The 21,587-nt window shown below is 74.9% G+C and carries 18 protein-coding genes; 12 read left to right on the forward strand and 6 right to left on the reverse strand.

Annotation, left to right across the window (positions count from 1 at the left end):
* Window positions 1-46: 46 nt before the first annotated feature.
* The 3 genes from LN037_RS03960 (at window position 47) to LN037_RS03970 (ending at window position 2,109) form a co-directional block, all read left to right on the forward strand.
* Window positions 47-631: a hypothetical protein gene (locus LN037_RS03960; RefSeq protein ID WP_230750019.1), complete on the forward strand. Its 585-nt coding sequence runs from the start codon at window positions 47-49 to the stop codon at window positions 629-631.
* A 38-nt stretch (window positions 632-669) separates the two neighbouring features.
* Window positions 670-1,020, forward strand: coding sequence for an ankyrin repeat domain-containing protein (locus tag LN037_RS03965; RefSeq protein WP_255693176.1), 351 nt, complete (start codon window positions 670-672; stop codon window positions 1,018-1,020).
* A gap of 63 nt (window positions 1,021-1,083) precedes the next feature.
* Window positions 1,084-2,109: an LLM class flavin-dependent oxidoreductase gene (locus LN037_RS03970; protein ID WP_230750024.1), complete on the forward strand. Its 1,026-nt coding sequence runs from the start codon at window positions 1,084-1,086 to the stop codon at window positions 2,107-2,109.
* Window positions 2,110-2,160: 51 nt separating this feature from the next.
* Here LN037_RS03970 and pntB read toward each other — a convergent pair whose 3' ends face one another.
* Window positions 2,161-3,567, reverse strand: a complete 1,407-nt coding sequence (pntB, locus tag LN037_RS03975) for a Re/Si-specific NAD(P)(+) transhydrogenase subunit beta (protein ID WP_230750026.1) — start codon at window positions 3,565-3,567, stop codon at window positions 2,161-2,163.
* Window positions 3,564-5,099, reverse strand: coding sequence for a Re/Si-specific NAD(P)(+) transhydrogenase subunit alpha (locus tag LN037_RS03980; RefSeq protein WP_230750028.1), 1,536 nt, complete (start codon window positions 5,097-5,099; stop codon window positions 3,564-3,566). Before LN037_RS03980 ends, pntB begins: the two co-directional genes overlap by 4 nt.
* 243 nt (window positions 5,100-5,342) lie before the next feature.
* Here LN037_RS03980 and LN037_RS03985 point away from each other — a divergent pair, with 243 nt between their 5' ends.
* The 4 genes from LN037_RS03985 to LN037_RS04000 are packed head-to-tail and all read left to right on the forward strand — an operon-like array spanning window position 5,343 to window position 10,095.
* On the forward strand, window positions 5,343-7,451 hold the full coding sequence (locus LN037_RS03985) for a molybdopterin oxidoreductase family protein (RefSeq protein ID WP_308286100.1): 2,109 nt from the start codon (window positions 5,343-5,345) through the stop codon (window positions 7,449-7,451).
* Window positions 7,451-7,795 carry a molybdopterin oxidoreductase gene (locus LN037_RS03990; protein WP_230750030.1) on the forward strand — a complete coding sequence of 115 codons (345 nt, stop codon included), beginning with the start codon at window positions 7,451-7,453 and terminating at the stop codon, window positions 7,793-7,795. The genes LN037_RS03985 and LN037_RS03990 overlap by 1 nt, the downstream gene beginning before the upstream one ends.
* Window positions 7,795-9,315 carry an FAD-dependent oxidoreductase gene (locus LN037_RS03995; protein ID WP_230750032.1) on the forward strand — a complete coding sequence of 507 codons (1,521 nt, stop codon included), beginning with the start codon at window positions 7,795-7,797 and terminating at the stop codon, window positions 9,313-9,315. Before LN037_RS03990 ends, LN037_RS03995 begins: the two co-directional genes overlap by 1 nt.
* Window positions 9,316-9,327: 12 nt before the next feature.
* Window positions 9,328-10,095: a maleylpyruvate isomerase family mycothiol-dependent enzyme gene (locus LN037_RS04000; protein ID WP_230750034.1), complete on the forward strand. Its 768-nt coding sequence runs from the start codon at window positions 9,328-9,330 to the stop codon at window positions 10,093-10,095.
* Window positions 10,096-10,112: 17 nt separating this feature from the next.
* Here the strand turns inward: LN037_RS04000 and LN037_RS04005 are convergent, their stop codons facing one another.
* The gene (locus tag LN037_RS04005; RefSeq protein WP_230750035.1) at window positions 10,113-11,405 is read right to left on the reverse strand and encodes a DUF222 domain-containing protein; all 1,293 of its coding nucleotides are present in this window, start codon (window positions 11,403-11,405) and stop codon (window positions 10,113-10,115) included.
* 46 nt (window positions 11,406-11,451) lie between these two features.
* Window positions 11,452-12,501: a hypothetical protein gene (locus tag LN037_RS04010; RefSeq protein ID WP_230750038.1), complete on the reverse strand. Its 1,050-nt coding sequence runs from the start codon at window positions 12,499-12,501 to the stop codon at window positions 11,452-11,454.
* A gap of 173 nt (window positions 12,502-12,674) precedes the next feature.
* Here LN037_RS04010 and valS point away from each other — a divergent pair, with 173 nt between their 5' ends.
* Window positions 12,675-15,245, forward strand: coding sequence for a valine--tRNA ligase (gene valS, locus LN037_RS04015; RefSeq protein WP_230750039.1), 2,571 nt, complete (start codon window positions 12,675-12,677; stop codon window positions 15,243-15,245).
* Window positions 15,246-15,293: 48 nt separating this feature from the next.
* Here the strand turns inward: valS and LN037_RS04020 are convergent, their stop codons facing one another.
* Complete coding sequence (locus LN037_RS04020; RefSeq protein WP_018330495.1) at window positions 15,294-15,614, reverse strand: hypothetical protein; 321 nt, start codon at window positions 15,612-15,614, stop codon at window positions 15,294-15,296.
* A gap of 104 nt (window positions 15,615-15,718) precedes the next feature.
* Between LN037_RS04020 and LN037_RS04025 the strand changes: the two genes are divergently transcribed.
* On the forward strand, window positions 15,719-17,083 hold the full coding sequence (locus tag LN037_RS04025) for a hypothetical protein (protein WP_230750041.1): 1,365 nt from the start codon (window positions 15,719-15,721) through the stop codon (window positions 17,081-17,083).
* Between the two features lie 61 nt (window positions 17,084-17,144).
* Complete coding sequence (locus LN037_RS04030; RefSeq protein ID WP_230750043.1) at window positions 17,145-17,663, forward strand: hemerythrin domain-containing protein; 519 nt, start codon at window positions 17,145-17,147, stop codon at window positions 17,661-17,663.
* Here the strand turns inward: LN037_RS04030 and LN037_RS04035 are convergent.
* On the reverse strand, window positions 17,639-19,369 hold the full coding sequence (locus LN037_RS04035) for a hypothetical protein (RefSeq protein ID WP_230750044.1): 1,731 nt from the start codon (window positions 19,367-19,369) through the stop codon (window positions 17,639-17,641). The two genes, LN037_RS04030 and LN037_RS04035, sit on opposite strands and share 25 nt — an antisense overlap.
* 348 nt (window positions 19,370-19,717) lie before the next feature.
* Between LN037_RS04035 and macS the strand changes: the two genes are divergently transcribed.
* Both macS and LN037_RS04045 read left to right on the forward strand, forming a co-directional pair.
* The gene (gene macS / locus LN037_RS04040; RefSeq protein ID WP_230750046.1) at window positions 19,718-20,866 is read left to right on the forward strand and encodes a MacS family sensor histidine kinase; all 1,149 of its coding nucleotides are present in this window, start codon (window positions 19,718-19,720) and stop codon (window positions 20,864-20,866) included.
* Window positions 20,863-21,570, forward strand: a complete 708-nt coding sequence (locus LN037_RS04045; protein WP_230750048.1) for a response regulator — start codon at window positions 20,863-20,865, stop codon at window positions 21,568-21,570. Before macS ends, LN037_RS04045 begins: the two co-directional genes overlap by 4 nt.
* Window positions 21,571-21,587 lie beyond the last annotated feature (17 nt).

Genomic DNA, 21,587 nt, shown 5'->3' on the forward strand with positions numbered 1-21,587 from the left:
GGATCGGGCCATACGCTCTCTTCACCAGCAGGACGGGGGTGGCCGAGTGGACCGGCACACGCACGACCGGGACGACGCCGGGGCGGGCAGCCACGACGACGAGGGCCGCGATTCACTCCTGGTCCGCCTCCGCGCCGCGATCGCACACCACCCGCTGCTGGTCGGCGGCCCGCTGATCGCCGTCGCGATCGTGGCGGGCTTCTCCGACGTGCGTGACGCCAGCCTGGTGTCGCTCGGCGCGGTGCTGGTCTTCATCGTCGTGCAGCTGTTCACGCTGGCCCACGACGACCGCCTCTGTCTGCGCTGCATCGCGGACAGCCCGGAGAACCCGGCGCAGGTCGTCGAGCGGCGCCGGCGCTGGCTGCGGCTCTTCCACTCCGCCACCACGACGGCGGGGATCGTGCTGCTCGTCGTCGCGGCCGCCGTCGGCGTCGCGGCCGGGTTGATGTTCCGGCCGGGGTGGGGCGACCTCGTGCTGCTGCTCCCGCTCGGCACGATGGCCCTGACGGTGCTGCACCGCCGCGTCGAGCCGTGGTGCCCGTACTGCGGGTGGGGTCGGGACGACGACGGCGAGGACACCTCCGACCCGACGCCCGACCCGGACACCGCGGCCCCGCTCTCGCGCACGTGACCGAGCCGTCCGCGGACGTCGCCGAGCTCGCGGGCCGCATGTTCGACCTGGCCCGCCACGGCGACACCGACACGCTCGCGGCCTACGTGGACGCCGGGGTGCCGGTGAACCTGACCAACGACTCCGGCGACACCCTCCTCATGCTCGCGGCCTACCACGGGCACGCCCCGACGGTGCGGGCGCTGATCGCGCGGGGCGCCGACGTCGACCGGCTCAACGACCGCGGGCAGGCCCCGCTGGCCGGTGCGGTCTTCCGGGGCGAGGACGACGTGGTGCGGACCCTGCGCGATGCCGGGGCGGACCCGCTGGGCGGGCACCCGACGGCCGTCGACACGGCGCGCATGTTCGGCCGGGACGACCTGCTGACGGTGCTGACGCCGCCGGACTGAGGCCCGACGCCGGGTCGGTGCGGCCGGGAATCCCGGCCCGCCGATCCGGCGTTGCACTCCCACATGGGCATCCCGATCTCGGTTCTCGACCTCTCCCCGGTCCCCTCCGGTTCGCGCGCCTCGCAGGCCCTGCACGACACCGTCGAACTCGCCCGCACGGCCGAGGCCGCCGGCTACCGGCGCTACTGGCTCGCCGAGCACCACGGCATCGCGAGCGTCGCGAGCTCCGCGCCCGAGGTGATGATCGCGGCGGTCGCGAGCGCGACCAGCACGATCCGCGTCGGCTCCGGCGGCATCATGCTGCCCAACCACAGCCCGCTGAAGGTGGCCGAGACCTTCCGCGCGCTCGCCGGGCTGTACCCGGACCGCATCGACCTCGGTCTCGGGCGTGCGCCCGGCACCGACCCGCGTACCGCGATCGCGCTGCGCCGCTCGCACGAGGCGCTGACCGCCGACGACTTCCCGGACCAGTTCGCCGAGCTCCGCGGCTACGTCGACGGCTTCGACCCCGACCACCCGTTCGCGGGGATCGTCGCGGCTCCCGACGACGTGCCGCTGCCCCCGGTGTGGATCCTCGGCTCCAGCTACTACGGCGCCCAGGCCGCCGCCGCGTTCGGCACCGGCTACGCCTACGCCGGCCACTTCGGCGGTGCGGACGCCGGGGAGGCCACCCGTATCTACCGGCAGTCGTTCCGCCCGAGCACGGCGTCCGGCGCCCAGGAGCCGCACGTCGTCCTCGGCGCCGCCGCGATCGCGCACCCCGACCCGGAGCGCGCGTACGCCCTCGGCCGGGCCAACGCGCTGTCGATGGCCCGCCTGCGCACCGGCAACCCGGGTCCGCTGCCCAGCCCCGAGGAGGCGCTGGCCCACGACTGGAGCGCCGCCGAGGAGCACATCGCCGCCTCGATGGCCTCGAAGGTGTCCGTCGGCACGCCCGAGCAGGTCGCCGACGACCTCGCCCGCAAGGCGCGCGAGGCCGACGCCGACGAGCTGATGATCACGACGGCGATCCACGACCCGGCCGAGCGGCGGCAGTCCGTGCGCCTGGTCGCGGAGGCAGTGGACGCCAGGGTGCCTGTCGGCCTGTGAGTAGTTGCGGCGGTCATGACCGCCACAAGTACTCACGGGGCCGAAGGCCACCTAGAGAGCCGTCAGGATGTCCTCGACCCGCTTCTTGGCGTCACCGAAGATCATCGACGTGTTCTCGCGGAAGAACAGCGGGTTCTGCACGCCCGCGTAGCCCACGGCCATCGAGCGCTTGAACACGACGACGTTCTTCGCCTCCCACACCCGCAGCACGGGCATGCCGGCGATCGGGCTGCCCGGGTCGTCCATGGCGGCCGGGTTGACCGTGTCGTTCGCGCCGATGACGAGGACGACCGAGGTGGAGGCGAGGTCGTCGTTGATCTCGTCCATCTCGAGCACGATGTCGTAGGGCACCTTCGCCTCGGCGAGCAGCACGTTCATGTGCCCGGGCAGGCGCCCGGCGACCGGGTGGATGCCGAAGCGGACCTCGACGCCCTTGTCGCGCAGCTTGCGGGTCAGGTCCGCGACCGGGTACTGCGCCTGCGCCACCGCCATGCCGTAGCCGGGGGTGATGACGACGGACGACGCCTCGCGGAGCATCTCGGCGACCTCGTCGGCCTGGACCTCCCGGTGCTCGCCCTCCACGTCCGCGGCCGCGGTGCCCGACTCCACGCCGAACCCGCCGGCGATGACGGAGAGGAACGAGCGGTTCATCGCCTGGCACATGACGTAGGACAGGTAGGCACCGGAGGAGCCCACGAGCGCGCCGGTGACGATCAGCAGCGTGTTGTTGAGCAGGAAGCCCGACGCCGCGGCCGCCCAGCCCGAGTAGCTGTTCAGCATCGAGACGACGACGGGCATGTCGCCGCCGCCGATCGACGCGACCAGGTGCCAGCCCAGGGCGAGGGCGACGGCGGTGATCGCGATCATGACGCCGAGCGAGGGCGCCAGCACGAACGCGACGGTGAGCGCGGCGAACGCGACGAGCGCGCCCAGGTTCAGGGCGTTCTTGCCCGGCAGCGTGAGCGGCCGCGACTTCATCCGCCCGGAGAGCTTGCCGTAGGCGACGATCGAGCCGGTGAAGGTCACGGCGCCGATGAAGACGCCGACGCCGACCTCCACGGAGTGGATGCCGACCAGCTCCGGCGCCACCGTGGTCTGGGCCGCGCCGACCGCCTCGACCTCGAGGTAGCCGTTCCACCCGACGAGCACGGCCGCGAGGCCGACGAAGCTGTGCAGGAGCGCGATGAGCTCGGGCATGCCGGTCATCTCGACGACCCGGGCCCGCCAGAGGCCGACGCCGCCGCCGATCACGAAGCCCGCGACCATCAGCGCGACCGCGCCCGCCTCGAGCGAGTCCGCCGCGAGGACGACGGTGGCGACCAGGGCCACCGTCATGCCGGCGATGCCGTAGACGACGCCGTTGCGCGCGGTCTCGTGCTTCGAGAGACCGGCGAGGCTCATCACGGTGAGCAGCGCGGCGACGATGTAGGCGGCGGTGGCCGCCGTGTCGGGGCTCATGCGGCCGGACCCTTCGTGAACATGGCGAGCATGCGGCGGGTCACCGCGAAGCCGCCGACGATGTTGATGCTGGCGAGCACGATCGCGATGAACGCGAGGACCGAGACGAGCGTGCCGTGCGCGCCGAACTGCACGAGCGCCCCGACGATCACGACCCCGGAGATGGCGTTGGTGACCGACATCAGCGGGGTGTGCAGCGCGTGGTGCACCTTGCCGATGACGTAGTAGCCGATGACCACGGCCAGCACGAACACCGTGAGGTTGGTGGCCAGCTCCGCCGGGGCGAAGGCGGTGGCCACGAACAGCAGCGCCAGGCCGACGGCGATCGCGCCGTAGCGCCAGGCCGCGGAGCGGGGCTTCGCCGGTTCGACGACGGGCGAGGGCACCTCCGGCGCGGGCGCCGGCGGCGGGGCCGCGGAGACCGCGACCGGGGGCGGCGGCCACATCACCTCGCCGTCCCTCGCCACCGTCATCCCCCGCTGGACGACGTCGTCCAGGTCGAGGACGAGCTCGCCGTCCTTCTCGGGGGTCAGCAGCTTGAGCAGGTTGACCAGGTTCGTGCCGTAGAGCTGCGAGGCCTGCGCGGGCAGCCGCGCGGCCAGGTCGGTGTCGCCGATGATCGTGACGCCGTTGTCGGTCACGACGACCTCGTCGGCCACCGAGCCCTCGACGTTGCCGCCCATGCCGGCGGCCATGTCCACGATCACCGAGCCCGGCCTCATCGCGGCCACGTCGGCGGCGGTGATCAGGCGCGGCGCGGCGCGACCGGGGATGAGCGCGGTGGTGATGATGATGTCGACGTCGGCGGCCTGCTCGGAGTAGATCTCCGCGGCGCGTCGGTCGTAGGCCTCGGAGGTGGCCTTCGCGTAGCCGTCGGTGGAGCGCTCCTGCTCCACGTCCACCGTCAGGAACTCCCCGCCGAGGGAGCTGACCTGCTCGGCGACCTCCGGGCGGGGGTCGGTGGCGCGGACGATCGCGCCGAGCGAGGAGGCGGCGCCGATCGCGGCGAGGCCGGCGACGCCCGCCCCGGCGACCAGCACCTTCGCCGGCGGCACCTTGCCGGCCGCGGTGACCTGGCCGGTGAAGAACCGGCCGAACCGGTTCGCGGCCTCGATCACCGCGCGGTAGCCCGCGATGTTGGCCATCGAGCTGAGGACGTCGAGCGACTGCGCCCGCGAGATGCGCGGCACCGCGTCGGTCGCGAGCACCGTGATGCCGCGCGCCGCGAGGTCGGCGACCAGCTCGGCGTTCTGCGCGGGGGCCACCCGGCACACCAGCGTCGCCCGCTCCTGCAGCCGCGCGAGGTCGGCCGGGGCGGGGGTGTTCACCGCGAGGACGACGTCGGCCGACCACGGGTCGCCGATCTCCGCACCCGTCGCGACGTAGGCGTCGTCCGGGAAGTCCGCCCGCGACCCCGCACCGGACTCGACGGTGACCGTCCAGCCGAGGTTCTGGAGGCCGATGACCGTGGCGGGGGTGGCCGCCACGCGTGTCTCTCGTTCCCGGGTCTCCCGGGGGACACCGATGCGCACGCTCGCGCCCCTTCTCGTCGGGCCCCGACGTCGGGGCCTGCTCCGGCCGCCGGGTCCGCCGACCACCGTCCGGCGGACAGTAGACCGAGGCGGGTCCCAAGCATGTGACCTGTCTCGCTTCGGGGCAGGCTGAACGATCGAGATGACGCTCGTCGCACTGATCACGGGCACCTCACACCGGCTCCCGGAGGTGTAGCGCCCCCGTAACGGTGCCGACACACGACGACCGGAGCGTGGGTCGCCGTGACCCCCGCGCTCCCGGTGTCGACGCACTGCCCGTACTGCTCGCTGCAGTGCGGCATGACGCTGACGCCCCGCCCGGAGAGCGCGGGCGGGGGCTGGGAGGTCGCGGGTGCGGACTTCCCGACGAACCGCGGCGGGCTCTGCGAGAAGGGGCTGAGCTCGGCGGAGCTGCTCGCCCACCCCGACCGCCTCACCGCGCCCCTGGTGCGCGACCACCGCGACGAGCCGTTCCGCGAGGCCACCTGGGAGGAGGCCCTGACGCGCGTGGTCGACGGCCTCACCGTCGCCCAGGAGCGCCACGGCCGCGACGCCGCCGGGCTGTTCGGCGGCGGCGGTCTGACCAACGAGAAGGCCTACCAGGCCGGGAAGTTCGTCCGGGTCGCGCTGCGCTCCGCGTCGATCGACTACAACGGCCGGTTCTGCATGTCGAGCGCCGCGGCCGCGGCGAACCGGGCGTTCGGGATCGACCGGGGCCTGCCGTTCCCGCTCGCCGACATCGCCCGGGCCGACACGGTCCTGCTCGTCGGCTCCAACCCGGCCGACACGATGCCGCCCGCCATGCGGTGGTTCGCCGCGGGCCGCGAGCGGGGCGCCCACCACCTCGTGGTCGACCCTCGCCGCACCGCCACCGCGGCCGCCGCCGACGTCCACCTCCAGCCCGTCCCCGGCACCGACCTCGCCCTGGCCAACGGGCTGCTGCACCTCGCGATCAGGCTGCGGCTCGTCGACACCGCCTACGTCGCGGACCGGACCACCGGCTGGGACGCGGTCCGCCGCGCGGTGCGCCAGTACTGGCCGGACCGGGTCGAGCGCATCACGGGCGTGCCCGTGCCGGTCATGGAGCGCACCGTGCGGATGCTCGCGGAGTCCCGGGCGACGATGATCCTCTCCGCCCGGGGCGCGGAGCAGCACGCGAAGGGCTCGGACACCGCGCTCGCGTGGATCAACCTGGCGTTGGCGCTGGGCCTGCCCGGGCGACCGCACTCGGGCTGGGCGACGGTCACGGGCCAGGGCAACGGGCAGGGCGGCCGCGAGCACGGCCAGAAAACCGATCAGCTGCCCGGTTACCGGATGCTCGCCGACCCCGCGGCCCGTGCGCACGTCGCGGGGGTGTGGGGCGTCGACCCCGACGAGCTCCCGCAGCCCGGGGTCTCCGCCTACGAGATGCTCGACCGGCTCGGCACCGACGGCGGGGTGCGCGCGCTGATGGTCCTGGCGTCGAACGTCGTCGTCAGCGCCCCGCGGGCCGCGCACGTGCGCGAGCGGCTGGCCTCCCTCGACTTCCTCGTCGTCTCCGACCTGTTCCTCTCCGAGACCGCGGAGCTCGCCGACGTCGTGCTGCCCTGCGCCCAGTGGGCCGAGGAGGACGGCACGATGACCAACCTCGAGGGCCGGGTCCTGCGACGACGGCGGGCCGTGGACCCGCCGTCCGGGGTGCGCTCGGACCTCGAGGTGCTGCACGAGCTCGCCGCCCGGCTCGGACGCGGGGCGCACTTCTCCGACGACCCGCGCACCGTCTTCGACGAGCTGCGCCGGGCCTCCGCGGGCGGGAAGGCCGACTACGCCGGCATCTCCTACGAGCGCATCGAGGCCGAGCAGGGCGTCTTCTGGCCCTGTCCCGACGACGAGCACGCGGGCACCCCGCGCCTGTTCCGCGACCGCTTCGCCACCCCGGACGGCCGGGCCCGCTTCCACGTGGTGCACCACCGCGCGGCCGCCGAGCTGCCCGACGACGAGTACCCCTACCGCCTGACGACGGGTCGCTCCCGCTCGCACTACCAGTCCGGCACGCAGACCCGCCGGACGAAGGCGCTGCTCTCGGACGAGCCCGGACCCGCCGTCGAGATCCACCCCGACCTCGCCGCCCGCCTCGGGCTCGCCGACGGCGCGGACGTCCGGCTGCGCACCCGGCGCGGCACCGCGCGGATGCGCGTGCGGCTGTCCCGCGAGATCCGGGCCGACACCGTGTTCGCGCCCTTCCACTGGGCCGGCGACCAGACGGTCAACGCCCTCACCAACCCCGCGCTCGACCCGGCGTCGCGCATGCCGGAGTTCAAGGTCTGCGCGGTCGCCCTCGAAGCCACCACCGGAGAGGACCCCGGCCCATGATGACGACGCCGCGCTTCCTGCAGGGCGCGTTCGCCTTCGAGGGGCAGGGGCTGGAGAAGCCGACCCTGCTCCACCCGTCCCTGACCTACACGGTGCCCGAGGGCGTCACGGGCCAGGTCCTCTACGTCCGTGCGGGCAACTCCTCCGCGGAGCTGGCCACGGTGGTCCTCGTCGTCGACGGTGCCCCGGCGCGCTGGCTGCCGGTGGGCGCGCGGTCCGACATGCACGTGTCGCTGCGGGTGGTCGAGGACCTGCTCGCGGGCAGCACCGTGGAGCTCCACCACGCCGCCCCGGCCGGGGTGTCCGGGACGCTCGTCGTCGACTGCGGCCTGGTGGAGGTCTGATGACGGCCACCCCGGGCGCCGCGGAGGAGGCCGGGACCCCGGCACCCGACCGCGCGAGGCTCGTCGTCGTCGGGAACGGGATGTCCGGGGCACGGGCCCTGGAGGAGATCCTCGCCCGCGGGGGCGGCGAGCGCTTCGAGATCACCGTCTTCGGCGACGAGCCGCACGGCACCTACAACCGCATCCTGCTCTCCGGGGTGCTCGCGCACGCCGCCGACGCCGCGGACGACGACGAGCTCTTCCTCAATCCGGTCGGCTGGTACGCCGAGAACGGCGTCGCACTGCACGCCGGCGTGCGCATCGTGCGGATCGACCGGGCGGCGAAGGTGGTGCTCGGCGACGACGGGTCCGTGACGCCCTACGACACGCTCGTGCTCGCCACCGGGTCGCGCTCGTTCTTCCCGCCCATGGAGGGCATGTGGGCGTCGCGCACGGAGCTCACGCGGGGCGTGTTCGGCTTCCGCTCGCTCGACGACGCGCACGCGATGCTGGCCCACGTCCCGCGCTCCCGGACGGCGGTGGTGATCGGCGGCGGCCTGCTCGGGCTCGAGGCGGCCGCCGGGCTGCAGGCGCACGGGCTCGCGGTGCACGTCGTGCACCCGACCGAGGTGCTGATGAACCAGCAGCTCGAGGCCGAGGCCGCCGCGGTGCTGCGCGCGACGCTCGAGGACCGCGGCCTGCACCTGCACCTCGGGGCGCGGACGACGGAGATCCTCGTGACCGACGGCGCGGTGTCCGGCGTCCGCTTCAGCGACGGGTCCGACCTCCCGTGCGACATGGTCGTCGTGACCGCAGGCATCCGGCCGAACATCGGGCTGGCGGTGGCCGGCGGCCTCGAGACGCAGCGGGCGATCGTCGTGGACGACCGGATGCGGTCGGTCGACGACGAGTCGGTCTTCGTCGTCGGCGAGTGCGCGCAGCACCGTGGCGAGGTCTACGGCGTCGTGGGTCCGCTCTGGGAGCAGGCCGAGGTGCTCGCCGACGTCGTGACCGGCGCGGACCCCGGCGCGGAGTACCACGGGTCGCGGCTGGCGACGAAGCTCAAGGTGGCCGGGGTCGAGGTGGCGCAGATGGGCCTGCGGGGTCCGGAGCGGGCGACGGACGAGGTCGTGCGCTACTCCGAGCCCGGCATCCACCAGAGCCTCGTCATCCGGGACGGGGTGCTCGTCGGCGCCACCCTCGTCGGCGACGTCTCGCGCGCCCCCGCCCTGACCCAGGCATTCGACTCGCGGACGCCCCTGCCGGTCCGGCGGTCCGAGCTGCTGTTCGCGCCGACCTCGTCCGGCCCCGCCGCCTCGGCGGCCGACCTGCCGGACCGGGCCCGCGTCTGTCACTGCAACCGGGTGTCCAAGGGCGACCTGGTCGCGAGCGTGGCGGCCGGCGCGGAATCGGTCGCGGCGTGCATGGCGGCGACCCGGGCGGGCACGGGCTGCGGGACCTGTCGGCGCTCGGTGACCGAGGTCGTCGAGGCCGCGCTGAAGGACGCCGCCGAGCAGCCCGCCCCCACCGGCCGGGGGTGAGAGGCTGGCGCCGTGAGCGCCGCCGCCGACCACCTGCTGCTGCAGGCCGGAGCCTTCGCCGACGCGGTCAGCGCGCCGGCCGCGGGCGACGACCTGTCCACACCCGTCCCCACCTGCCCGGACTGGACCGTCCGCGACCTGGCCCGCCACCTCGGCCAGGTGCACCGCCGCGTGGTCGCGACCATCACGACGGGCGCGGAGCGGATGCTGCCGCGCGACGCCGAGGTCCCCGACGGCGAGCCGCCGGCCTCCCGGGACGAGGTGGCGACGTGGCTGCTCGAGGGCGCGTCGGCCCTCGTCGGCACGCTGACGGCCGAGGACCCCGAGCGGGAGGTCGGCGGGTTCGTCGGGCCGGTGACCATCGCCTTCTGGACCCGTCGACAGCTGCACGAGACGTTGGTGCACCGGCTCGACGCCGAGCTCGCCGTCGGGTTCGAGCCCCTCGCGGACGTGGCTCCGGAGCTGGCCGTCGACGGGATCGCCGAGTGGTACGACCTGCTCACCGCCTACCGGAGCACCTCCCGCCGCGTCCGCGGCGACGCGTCGATCCACCTGCACGCCACCGACGCGCCGGACGGCGAGTGGCTGATCCGGCGCGGCACGGAGGGCGTCGCGATCACGCGCGAGCACACGAAGGCCGACGTGGCCGTGCGCGGCCGCGCCGTCGACCTGCTCGCGGTGATCACCGGGCGCCGGGCCCTCGGGGACGTCGAGGACCTGCAGGTGTTCGGCGACCCGGCCGCCGCCGAGGACTGGATCCGGGTGTCGGCGCTGGGCTGAGACGGGCGCTGCGCTGCTCATGGTCCGGCTCGGCTGGTGTAGGTGTGTCCGGTCGGGGTGGTGGTCCGGACGGTGTGCGGATGCGGCCCGAAGCCGTCGTGGAGCAGTTCGGTGACCCACCCGGGCAGTTCTTTGAGGTGGTTGCCGCGCACGCAGTTCCCGCGCCCGTTGCCCAGGCTGGTCGGGCCACCGGCCTTCGAGCCCTTGATGTGGTCGGTATGCCGGATCGGCGCCCCGCAGAACGGGTCGCGGCACATGCCGTGGTCGCGCAGGGCGATCAGGGTGGCGAGGAATCCGTCGAAGTAGCGGCGGCGGGGGTCGCCGCCGACCAGGCCACCGTGGGCGGGGTGGGCGAACAGCCGCCGCCACCACCGGTGCCCGCCGGTGTGGCGCAGCAGGTCGGTGACGATCCCCGCCGGCAAGGGTCCGTGCCCGACGAGTTCGCCGGGGCTGGCGCTGTCGGGGTCGGTGATCGCGTCGAGCGGGAGGACGATGCCGACCTCGACGTTGACGTCCTCGGCCAACACTTGTCCGGTGAGTCGTTCGACGAGGGTGTCGGCGATGATCTGGTCGCGGGTGCGGTCGTCGGTGTCCCCGGTCGCGATGAGGCTGTCGGCGTATTTCCGGAGGGCGGCGAGGCAGGCCACACCCTGCTCCACCGGCAGCAGCCCCGACAGCACGCTCATGGTGTCCGGGGCGGGGCGCAGCGTCACCCGCCGGTCCTGGCGGGCCTTGCGGGCGCGGTCGGTGAAGCCTTGCGGGTCGGCCTGGTAGGCGAGTTTCTTCACCGCCGCCTCCGCCTGTTTACGGCCCATGCCCTCGAGGCCGAGTTCGGCGATCTCCTTGTCCACCAACGCCCGCAGCTCCGGGTCCAGGTGCGAGGTCACGGACACGACGTGTTCGGCGAGCTGCTCCGAGATGCGCCCGACCACCAGCAGCGCCCGCGTGCACGGCAGATCCGTGGCGAGTGCACGCGCGACGCGGAGGCGACGGTCGCCGATGTGGGGGGAGACGTGCGCGGCCAGCGCGATCTGGTCGGCGATCCCCCGGCCGAGCTTCTCCGGATCCAACCGACCCTCGGCGACGAGTTCGATCTGGGCTTCGACCTGAGCGCGACCGAACGCGACGATCGCGGTGTGCTGCGCCGCCGCCAGCGCCGCCCGGGCTCGTTCCAGGACGGCGATGCGGTCGATGCACGCCGCGCCGCCGTCGGACAGCGGGTCGGTGGGTAGCTCGGCGAGTTCGGCGAGGCGGGCGAGCAACGCGGTCAGCTCCACACTGACCGGGTCCACCACCTCGTTCGAACTCATGTTCGCAAGCTAGCAGCCACCCCCGACAATCACGCTCCGGTCGAGGTCAGAGGGTCAGGCCCACCACCACGGCTGCGGCGCCCAGGCAGGCGGCGCCCACACCGAGGTAGAGCGAACGACCCACCCCGTCCGCCCGGAACATCGCGAAGGCCCCGACGCCGAGCGCGACCACCCCGCACAGCGCGCCGATGAGGCTGAACAGCGGCGTGCTGCCCAGCGTCTCGCTCGGCATCACCCGCGGCAGCAGCCCGGACCAGGGTGCGAGCCCCAGCAGGACGCCGACCGCGCCGACGATCGTGCCCACGAGACCGACGCGGCTCTCCGACCGCTGTTCCCAGGGCAGAGGCCGGCGGGCCGCGGCCGGCGTGCGACCACGCGCGGGGCCGACGCCGGTCGACCCGTAGGTCCCCGCACCGAAGGCGCCCGGACGCACCGCGGGCGCCCGGTGCGGACGCACCGCGAGCGGCTGGAGGGCCGGCGCGGCCGACTCGTCCGTCGCGCGCCGCTGACGGGGCAGCGCGGCCGCGCGGTCGTCCGCCCGCCGAGTGCGGTCGAGGTCGGTCCGCCGCACGGGGAGCGTCACCGGCTCGTCCTCCGGCCCCACCGTCGGCAGCGACCCCGACGGGTGTGGCGACCCACTGCCGTCCAGTGCCCGCCGTGGGCCACCGCTGACATCCGCCGACCCCACCGCCGGCAGCGTCCCCGACGAGTGTGGCGACCCACTGCCGTCCAGTGCCCGCCGTGGGCCACCGCTGACATCCGCCGACCCCACCGCCGGCAGCGACTCCGACGGGTGTGGCGACCGCGCGTCGTCCGCCGACCCGCCCTGCACCGGGATCGCCCCGGAGGGCGCACCCGTCGTCGGGAAGGGCGGGGGCAGGCGACGGAAGCCGGAGGGCGGGGAGTCGAGGGACCCGCGCTGCTGCATCGGGACGTCGGCGAACTCGGTGGACGGCGCCTCGGGGGCGCGGTGGCGGCCGCCCTCCCGGCGCGGCGGCGTGTAGTCGGCGGGCCCCGCCGTCCCACCGGCCTCGCGACCGAAGCCGCGTCCCCCGGTGGCCCGGTGCCGGGCCTGCTGCGACTCCTGCGCGTGCATGTCGACCACTCCCCCGAACAGACGTACACGCGCCGCCACGTGCGCGGTCCCGGTCACTCTGTCCCCACCAGCACCCGAAGCGTTACCGCTGCCACCCGCCCGGCCCAGCAGGTGTGCCGGACCGGGGGACCCGCGAGCGGAAACGCCGACGACACCCTCCGTAAACTGGCACCATGACGCAGTCCCCCCGGGTTCCCGAGAAGCCGACGCTCGACGGTCTCGAGGACACCTGGGCCGCCGTATGGGAGGAACAGGGCACCTACGCGTTCGACCGGACAGCCCAGCGCGCCGACGTCTTCTCGGTCGACACGCCGCCGCCCACGGTCTCCGGGTCCCTGCACGTCGGGCACGTCTTCAGCTACACGCACACCGACGTCGTGGCGCGCTTCCAGCGCATGCGCGGCAAGCAGGTCTTCTACCCCATGGGGTGGGACGACAACGGCCTGCCGACCGAGCGCCGCGTCCAGAACTACTACGGCGTCCGGTGCGAGCCGAGCCTGCCCTACGACCCGGACTTCACCCCGCCGGAGAAGCCCGGCAAGCAGCAGCTCGCGATCTCGCGGCGCAACTTCGTCGAGCTGTGCGAGACGCTGACCGCCGAGGACGAGAAGGCGTTCGAGGCGCTGTGGCGGCGCAACGGCCTCTCGGTCGACTGGTCGCACACCTACCAGACGATCGACGCCCGCGCCCGGGCCATCAGCCAGCGCGCCTTCCTGCGCAACCTGTCCCGCGGCGAGGCCTACGTCTCGATGGCGCCGACGCTGTGGGACGTCACGTTCCGCACCGCGGTCGCGCAGGCCGAGCTCGAGGACCGCGAGCACACCGGCGCGTGGCACCGGATCGCCTACCACGGGCCCGAGAACGACGTCTTCATCGAGACGACCCGCCCCGAGCTGATCCCCGCCTGCGTCGCGCTGATCGCCCACCCCGACGACGAGCGCTACCAGCCGCTGTTCGGCACCACGGTGCGCTCGCCGCTGTTCGACGTCGAGGTCCCGGTCCTCGCGCACCCGGCCGCCGAGATGGACCGCGGCGCCGGCATCGCGATGTGCTGCACCTTCGGCGACCTCACCGACGTCCAGTGGTGGCGCGAGCTCGACCTGCCCAACCGCACCGTCATCACGCGCGACGGCCGGCTGCTGCGCGAGATCCCGGAGTGGATCACCTCGGAGCAGGGCCGTCAGCGCTACGAGGAGATCGCCGGCGCCACCGTCTTCACCGCCAAGGAGAAGATCGTGACGATGCTCGCCGGGACGGGCGAGCTGGAGGGCGACGTCCGGCCGGTCACGCGGCCGGTGAAGTTCTTCGAGAAGGGCGACAAGCCGCTCGAGATCGTCTCCTCACGGCAGTGGTACCTGCGCAACGGCGGTCGCGACGCCGAGCTGCGCCAGGCCATGCTGGGCCGCGGCGACGAGCTCGTCTGGCACCCCGACTACATGCGCCACCGCTACGCGGACTGGGTGCGCGGGCTCAACGGGGACTGGCTGGTGAGCCGCCAGCGGTTCTTCGGCGTGCCGATCCCGGTCTGGTACGCGCTCGACGCCGACGGCGAGGTCCTGCCGGAGCAGGTCCTCACCCCGGCCGACGACGTGCTGCCGATCGACCCGACCACCGACGTCCCGCCCGGCTACACCGCCGACCAGCGCGACGTCCCCGGCGGCTTCACCGGCGACCCGGACGTCCTCGACACCTGGGCGACCTCGTCGCTGACCCCGCAGATCGCGGGCGGCTGGACCGTCGACGACGACCTCTTCGGGCGCGTCTTCCCCATGGACCTGCGCCCGCAGGGCCACGACATCATCCGCACCTGGCTGTTCTCGACGGTGGTCCGCAGCTCGCTGGAGTTCGGGGAGCTGCCGTGGGCGCACGCCGCGCTCTCGGGCTGGATCCTCGACCCGGACCGCAAGAAGATGTCGAAGTCCAAGGGCAACGTCGTCACGCCGATGGGTCTGCTCGAGGAGTTCGGCTCGGACGCGGTCCGCTACTGGGCGGCCGGCGGACGGCCGGGCGTCGACACCGCGTTCGACCGCGGCCAGATGAAGGTCGGCCGCCGCCTCGCGATGAAGCTGCTCAACGCCTCGAAGTTCATCCTCGGGGTGGGCGTCGGGGCGGGTGAGCCCGACGTCGCCGCCGTGACCGCCCCGATCGACCGGGCGCTGCTCGCACGGCTCGCCACGGTCGTGGCCCGGGCCACCGACGCCCTCGAGCGGTTCGACTACGCGGTCGCCCTCGAGGTCACCGAGCAGTTCTTCTGGTTCTTCTGCGACGACTACCTCGAGCTGGTCAAGGCCCGGGCCTACGGCGAGTTCGACGACGCCGGACGGGACTCGGCGCGGGCCGCGCTCGCGGTGGCGCTCCGGGTGCTGCAGCGGCTGTTCGCGCCGGTGCTGCCGTTCGTCGCCGAGGAGGTCTGGTCGTGGTGGCAGGAGGGCTCGGTCCACCGGGCCGTCTGGCCGACCACCGCGGAGCTGCCGGCGACCGAGGGCGTCGACGAGGCCGTGCTGGACGTGGCGTCCGAGGTCATCTCCGGCATCCGGAAGGGCAAGTCGGACCAGAAGCTCTCGATCCGCACCGAGGTCGAGTCGCTGTCGGTGTCCGGACCGGAGCAGCAGCTCGACGCCCTGCGCGTCGTGCTGGGCGACGTGCAGGCGGCCGGGCGCGTCCGGGACGTCGAGCTGGTGCCGTCCGCGGACGGCGAGCTGGTGACCCGCGTGGGCGGGCCCGTGGAGGCGGTGCAGGCCTAGAGCGTCCTCCGGGCCCCGGCGACGGGGCCCGGAGCTGCTCGGACCTGCTCAGCCCTGCAGCTCGGACTGCGGCGTGATCGCGAAGCGGTACTCGTCGCCGGAGCCGTCGGACTCGTTCTCGGGGATGCGCTCGACGTCGAGGACCTTGTCGTCCAGCGCGGAGGCAGCCATCGGCTCGAGGAAGATGACGGCGCCGCCGCCCTCGAGCACGGTGTCGTCCGCCGCCGGGTTCGGCGCGACGGAGAGCTCCAGACCCTCCTCCGCCATGTTCGGCGTGGCGGCGATCCGGAGACCGGATCCCTCGGGCATCTCGTTGGTCTCGAGGATGTTGGAGATCGCCTCGGCCGCCGTCTCCGTCAGTGCCAGCATGCCCCGTTACCATACGGATCACGGAAAGGTCACGCACGTCATCGCGCGCGCCATCACACGGGTTGGTCCACCCGCCCGGCGCTTGGTCACGGAGGAGAGCGGCCATGGCACTCCCGGTCCCCGAATCGGCCGCCGGGACGCGGGAGGACATCCTCCGAACGCTCGTCGAGCACCCCGAGGGTCTCTCGGACCGTGAACTCGCCGAGGCGCTCGCCGGGCAGCACCCGGGCATCGACTACAAGGCCGTGAACCACCAGTGCCGCAAGCTGGTCGCCCTCGGCGCCGTCGAGCGGGTGGGCGAGAAGCCGGTCCGCACGCGGCTGCGCCCCGGCTACGTTCCCGACGACGGGTCGCGCGGGTCCGAGGCGGACGCGGCGCCACCCGACCGGCCCATCGAGGAGTCGGACCCGTCGTCCGATGCGCCTGATGTGTCCCCCGCGCCGACGATCACCGGTCTGCCGCCCGTGCAGGCGGGCATCCTCGCCGCCCTGGCGGACGCCGACGACGGACTGACCGACAACGAGATCGCCGCCGCGCTCGCCGCCGGGCACCCGGACGTCGACCCGAAGGCGTTCAACTACCAGTGCCGCAAGCTCGTGAAGGCCGGCCTGGTCGAGCGGTCCGCCCGGTCGAAGGACGCGCCGATCCGCACCCGGATCACCGCCACCGGCCGCGCGGAGGCGGCCACGGCCGCCGCGTCGGCCCCGGCCCCGGTCGCTGCCGCGGAGACCGTGCCGGAGCCCCCGGCCGACGTCCCCGACATTCCTGAGACCCCTCCGGTCCCCGCGACCCTGCGCTACACCGACCCCACCATCTTCACCGCCGACGCCGACGCCGAGCCGGCCGCACCCGCCGTCGGGAACGGGCGTCCGCGGCCCCGGCCGAAGGCGCCGAGCGACGACATCGCCCGCATCCGGCGGTCGGAGCGCGCCGGGGACGACCCGGACGAGACGCCGCTGCGGTTCCTGCCGTTCTCGGCGTCCGCGTCGCTGGTGCTGCGCGAACGGCTGGCGCAGCGGGCCGCGCTGCGGGCGGCCCCCGCACCGACGCGGGAGGTCGTGCTCCCGGTCCGCGACGTGCTGCAGGGCTGGTCGCGGACCCAGAACGTGGCGGCGGCGGTCGCGACCTGGCTGACCCACCGCGGGGGCACCGTGCGGCGTGCCGCCGAGCAGGGCCCCGCCCTGGACCTCGTGGCGGCCCTGGACGGCGAGGACGTGCACGTCGAGGTCACCGGCTGGCCGCCGGACGGCGCCCGGACGCACCCGAGCACGCTGGCCGCCGACTGGTTCCGCGCGGCGAGCGCGGCGGCCGTGCAGCGGCGCCGGGCGCACCCGCGCAGCCGCGTGGTGATCGCGCTGCCGGACACCCGCCGCTACCGGGGCCTCGCCGCCGACGCGGCGCCGACCCTGGCCGACGCCCGCGCGGAGGTCTGGTTCGTCGACGCCGCCGGGCGGGTCCAGCTCTCCTGAGCCGATTGCTCCTCCGCGGCCCGGGGTAGCTCCTCCGGACCACCACCGAAGGAGTGCCCGTATGTCCGCGGACATCACCGAGATGATCCTCGACGACCACGACTGGTTCCGTCGCCAGTTCCTCCGCCTCGCGGACCTCCGGGACCACCCGGACACCCTCGACGAGGCGAAGCAGGTCTGGGACGCGCTCGCGCGCCACCTCGAGGTGCACGCCTCCGCCGAGGAGGAGCACTTCTACCCCTCGATGGCCCGTCGCGCCGACGACGAGGACGCCTCCGCCACCGAGGACGCGATCGGCGACCACGACGACATCCGCGCCGGCGCCCGCAAGGCCTTCGACGAGGAGCCGGGCAGCGAGGCCTGGTGGAACGCGATCGACGAGTGCGACAAGGCGAACAACCACCACATGTCGGAGGAGGAGAGCGACGACCTCGCCCCGTTCCGCCGGGTGACGTCGTTGGCCCTCCGTCAGGAGCTCGGCGCCAAGTTCGAGCAGTTCAAGGCCGAGCACCCGCAGGCGAAGGGCCTCGACTTCGCCGACAAGGACCCGGACGCCTACGTCCAGGCCGTCACCAGCTGAACCACGCCGGTGCCGAGGCCGCCGAACGCGGCCCCGATCCCGTCGGGCCCGAGCACGAGCACCCCGACGGCCGCGAGCACCGCGACGAGCAGGAGCACCACCAGCACCGGGACCGCACCCCGCGGCGCACGACCCGCCGCCGCGGGGGCGACCACCGGCTGCGGTGCGGTGTCCGGTCCGCGGCGGGCCCGGACGAGGGGCCCGGTGCCGGGGGACGCCGCGAGCGGCGTCGGAGCGGGCTCGGGGTCCGGGTGCCGCAGCGGCCCGGAGCCGCCGGGTGGCGCGTCGGAGGTCGGCCGCGCGTCGTGCGGGCGGGCGGCGGCCAGCGCGGCGTGACCCGCGACGCCGGACCCGTTCACCGCGCGCCCGGAACCGGAGTCGGCCACCAGGGCGGGCGTCCCGGCCCCGGTGCCGAACGCCCGCGGCCACCCGTCCGAGCCCCGCTGCGCCTGGACCGGCGTCGACGGGAGCCGCGCCGCGGGGATCTCCGGGACCCGCTCCTCCGCGGCGTCGTCGTGGGTCACGGCGGGGACCGGTTCCCCGCCGACCACGGTGGTCTCCTCCGGGCGAGGCGGCTCCTCGACACCGCCGTCGGCGCGCGGGTCGAGCGGCAGCCCCTGCGGCGGGGTACGGGGCTCGCGCGGTGCCGACGGCTCCTCGGGCGCGGGGCCCGCGCCGACCGTCGTGCCGCCGACCGCCGCGCCGACCCCCACCGGCGCCGACGGGCTGCCGACGCTGCGGCGGGCGCGGATCGCCTGCGCGCCGGACGCCGCGCGCGTGGCGCGGGGGCGGGGCGGGGCGAGGAGGGCGGCCAGTCCGAGCACCCCGTCGTCCGGCGTGCGGGGCACGACCGGCGCGTCGCCGCCGACGAGCGCGGTGAGACGACGGGCCAGCGGGGTGGTGTCGTCGGCGAGCACGTGGACCACGGTGGGCCGGTCGACGTCCTCCGGTCCGGCGGAGCGCTCGACCTCGGTGACCGTCTCCCGGACGGCGTGCTCGACGAGCTGGTCGAACACCGCCCGGTCGACCGTGACGGTGTGGGTGCCGGCGTCGACGCGGGCCTCGGCGGCGTCGGTGTCGGCGAGCCGGCTCCGGGCGCGCCGCACCTCCCGGCGCAGCCGCGCCGCCTCGCCGCGCGTGTCGCCGTCCCCGCGCACCCCGGGGCGGGGGCCGCCGACGTCGCCGGCCGTCGGGTCGAGCGAGCGCAGCTGGGCGCGGACGACGCCGAGGAGGAGCTGGTCGAGGCGGGTGCCGGTGGCGACCGGCCCGCGGGCGGCGACCTCGGCGCCGTCGTCGGTGCGCACCACCGGCCAGGCGGTGAGGGCGCCGCCCCGGGCGTCGAGGACGAGCGAGCGGTCCCCGACCGTCCCGCCCGCGATCCGCGCGCCGACGGCGGCGACCGGACCGGGCAGCCACGAGGGCGCCGGCAGGCCGACCAGGGCCGTGGCCTCGGCGATCTCCTCGAACCGGCGTCGCTCGGTGTCGGCCGGGGTGGCGACGACGAGCCGCGCCGGCCGGTCCACGCCCTCGAGCAGCACCGCGAAGGCGTCCGCGAGACGGTCGACGGCGTCCCCGTCGGCACCCAGAGGGGCCGACTGCACCGAAGCGGCGGGGCCGACCGGGTCCACCGGGGCGTCCCTCGGGTCCACCCGGACCGCGACCAGCTCCGACGACGTCACCTCGACCGCCATCACCGCGCTGCTCACCGGAGTCCTCCTCCTCGTCGGCCCGCGGCGATCCGTCGCGTCGGGTCCCGGGCGCTCGTTCCGCACCGGACCCGGACCCCGTCGCGGGCGGCGTCCACGGTAATGGGGACCGCGCCGGACCCCACCACCGGTGACGGCGCGATCACCGGACGGGGGGACGGAGCGGACACGGGTCATGGTCGATGTCACACCGGTGCGGCATGCTGACGCCCCGGGAGTCCGGAACGCGAGGGTGCCGCACCCGGAGGAGGGACGCGGCCGACCCGGTGGGATGACGCGGCCGCCCGGGGCGGATCGGCGACTGCCGGACCCGACCGGACTCGACCGGACTCGACGGGAGGGGCACGGGTGGTCACGACGGGGACGGTGCGCGCCACGCGCCGGGGCGCGACCGTCGACGTCCACGCCACGCTGGCGCCGCTGTGGCGCGGCCTGGTGCTCTACCGCGTGGTGGCGCTGGCGTACGCGATCGCCAACGTCGTCCGGTTCGCCGAGGAGTACGCGCGCCCCGCCCTGGGCGTCGGCGTCGTGGTGTTCATGGCCGCCTGGACGCTGCTCACGTCGGTCGCCTACCTGCGCGGCGCGGCGCGGCTCGTCGTCGTCGACCTGGTGGTCACGGTCCTCACCACGATGACGACGGTGCTGGTGGACGACCCGGCGCGGATCGCCGCCGGGCAGCCGGTGATCACCACGGTCTGGTCGGCGGGGGCGGTGCTCGCGGTGGCGGTGGCCCACGGCGTGCGGCCCGCGGTCGGCGCGGTCGCGGTGTCGGTGGCGGCCCTCGCGTTCACCCGCCGGGCCCTCGACGCCGCCCTGCTCTCGGACGCCCAGCTGCTGCTCGTCGCGGGTGTCGCCGTCGGGTTCGCCTCCGTGGCGATGCGGCGCTCCGCACAGCGGCTGCAGGAGGCGATCGCCACCGAGGCCGCCGCGGCGGAGCGCGACCGGCTGGCCCGCGACATCCACGACGGCGTGCTGCAGGTCCTCGCCCTGGTCCGCCGCCGCGGGCCCGCGCTGGGCGACCCGGACCTGGTGCGCGAGGCGGCCGAGCAGGAGGTCTCGCTGCGCCGGCTGATCACCCGCGGACCGCCCGGGCTGGACGGTCCCGACGACGAGCCGGTGGACCTGGGGGCCGCGATCGGCGCCGCGCTGCCGGCGCAGGCCGTGCTCGCCGTGCCGCCGGAGCCGGTGACGGTGACCGGGGCGCTCGCCCGGACGGTCGTCGCGGTGGTGCGGGAGGCCGCGGCCAACGCGGACGCCCACGCCGGGCCGGGGACCGGGTTGTGGGTGCTGGTGGAGGACGACGACGAGGCGGTGACGGTGAGCGTCCGGGACGACGGGGTCGGGATCGCCGAGGGGCGGTTGGAGACGGCGCGGGAGGAGGGCCACCTCGGGGTGGCGTCCTCGGTCCGCGGCCGCGTCGAGGAGCTCGGCGGCACCGCGACGCTGGTCACGGCGCCCGGGCAGGGCACGGAGTGGGAGTTGGTGTTCCCGAGATGAGCGACGACGGGGCCGACGGCACGGCGACGCGGGTGATGGTGGTCGACGACCACCCGATGTGGCGCGAGGGCGTGGCCCGCGACCTCGGCGAACGCGGCTTCGACGTGGTGGCGACGGCGGGCGACGGGGCCGCCGCGGTCCGGATCGCGCCGGCGGCGCGACCCGACGTCGTGGTGATGGACCTGCAGATGCCGCACCTCGACGGCGCGGGCGCCACCGCGGCGATCCTCGCGGCCCTGCCGGGCACCCGGGTGCTCGTGCTCTCGGCGAGCGCCGAGCAGGGCGACGTCCTGGGCGCCGTGCGGGCCGGGGCGTCGGGCTACCTGCTGAAGTCCGCGCAGGCCGCCGAGCTGGTCGACGCCGTCCGGCGCACGGCGAACGGCCAGGCGGTGTTCGGCCCGGAGCTCGCGGGGCTCGTCCTGGGCGAGTTCCGCCGCCGGGAGACCGCGGCACGCAAGGAGTCGGCGCGGGACGGAGGCCGGGAGACGCAGCCCAGCGGGGAGCCGGCGCTGACACCGCGGGAGACCGAGGTGCTGCGCCTCGTCGCGAAGGGCCTCACCGCCCGCCAGATCGCCGAGCGCCTCACGCTCTCCCACCGCACCGTCGAGAACCACGTGCAGAACGCGCTGCGGAAGCTGCAGCTGACCAACCGGGTGGAGCTGACGCGCTACGCGATCGAGCAGGGGCTGGACGCGGACGCCTGACGTACCGGCACCGACCT

Source organism: Actinomycetospora soli, from assembly GCF_021026295.1.
Taxonomy (GTDB): domain Bacteria; phylum Actinomycetota; class Actinomycetes; order Mycobacteriales; family Pseudonocardiaceae; genus Actinomycetospora; species Actinomycetospora soli.

Bases quoted from the DNA above. Each gene is read 5' to 3' on its own strand.
- LN037_RS04045 (WP_230750048.1), top strand. From the start codon at position 20,863: ATGAGCGACGACGGGGCCGACGGCACGGCGACGCGGGTGATGGTGGTC.
- LN037_RS04020 (WP_018330495.1), bottom strand. From the start codon at position 15,614: ATGCTGGCACTGACGGAGACGGCGGCCGAGGCGATCTCCAACATCCTC.
- pntB (WP_230750026.1), bottom strand. From the start codon at position 3,567: ATGAGCCCCGACACGGCGGCCACCGCCGCCTACATCGTCGCCGCGCTG.
- LN037_RS04010 (WP_230750038.1), bottom strand. From the start codon at position 12,501: ATGCACGCGCAGGAGTCGCAGCAGGCCCGGCACCGGGCCACCGGGGGA.
- LN037_RS04005 (WP_230750035.1), bottom strand. From the start codon at position 11,405: ATGAGTTCGAACGAGGTGGTGGACCCGGTCAGTGTGGAGCTGACCGCG.
- LN037_RS03970 (WP_230750024.1), top strand. From the start codon at position 1,084: ATGGGCATCCCGATCTCGGTTCTCGACCTCTCCCCGGTCCCCTCCGGT.
- LN037_RS04025 (WP_230750041.1), top strand. From the start codon at position 15,719: ATGGCACTCCCGGTCCCCGAATCGGCCGCCGGGACGCGGGAGGACATC.
- LN037_RS03990 (WP_230750030.1), top strand. From the start codon at position 7,451: ATGACGACGCCGCGCTTCCTGCAGGGCGCGTTCGCCTTCGAGGGGCAG.
- valS (WP_230750039.1), top strand. From the start codon at position 12,675: ATGACGCAGTCCCCCCGGGTTCCCGAGAAGCCGACGCTCGACGGTCTC.
- LN037_RS03995 (WP_230750032.1), top strand. From the start codon at position 7,795: ATGACGGCCACCCCGGGCGCCGCGGAGGAGGCCGGGACCCCGGCACCC.
- LN037_RS03965 (WP_255693176.1), top strand. From the start codon at position 670: ATGTTCGACCTGGCCCGCCACGGCGACACCGACACGCTCGCGGCCTAC.
- LN037_RS04030 (WP_230750043.1), top strand. From the start codon at position 17,145: ATGTCCGCGGACATCACCGAGATGATCCTCGACGACCACGACTGGTTC.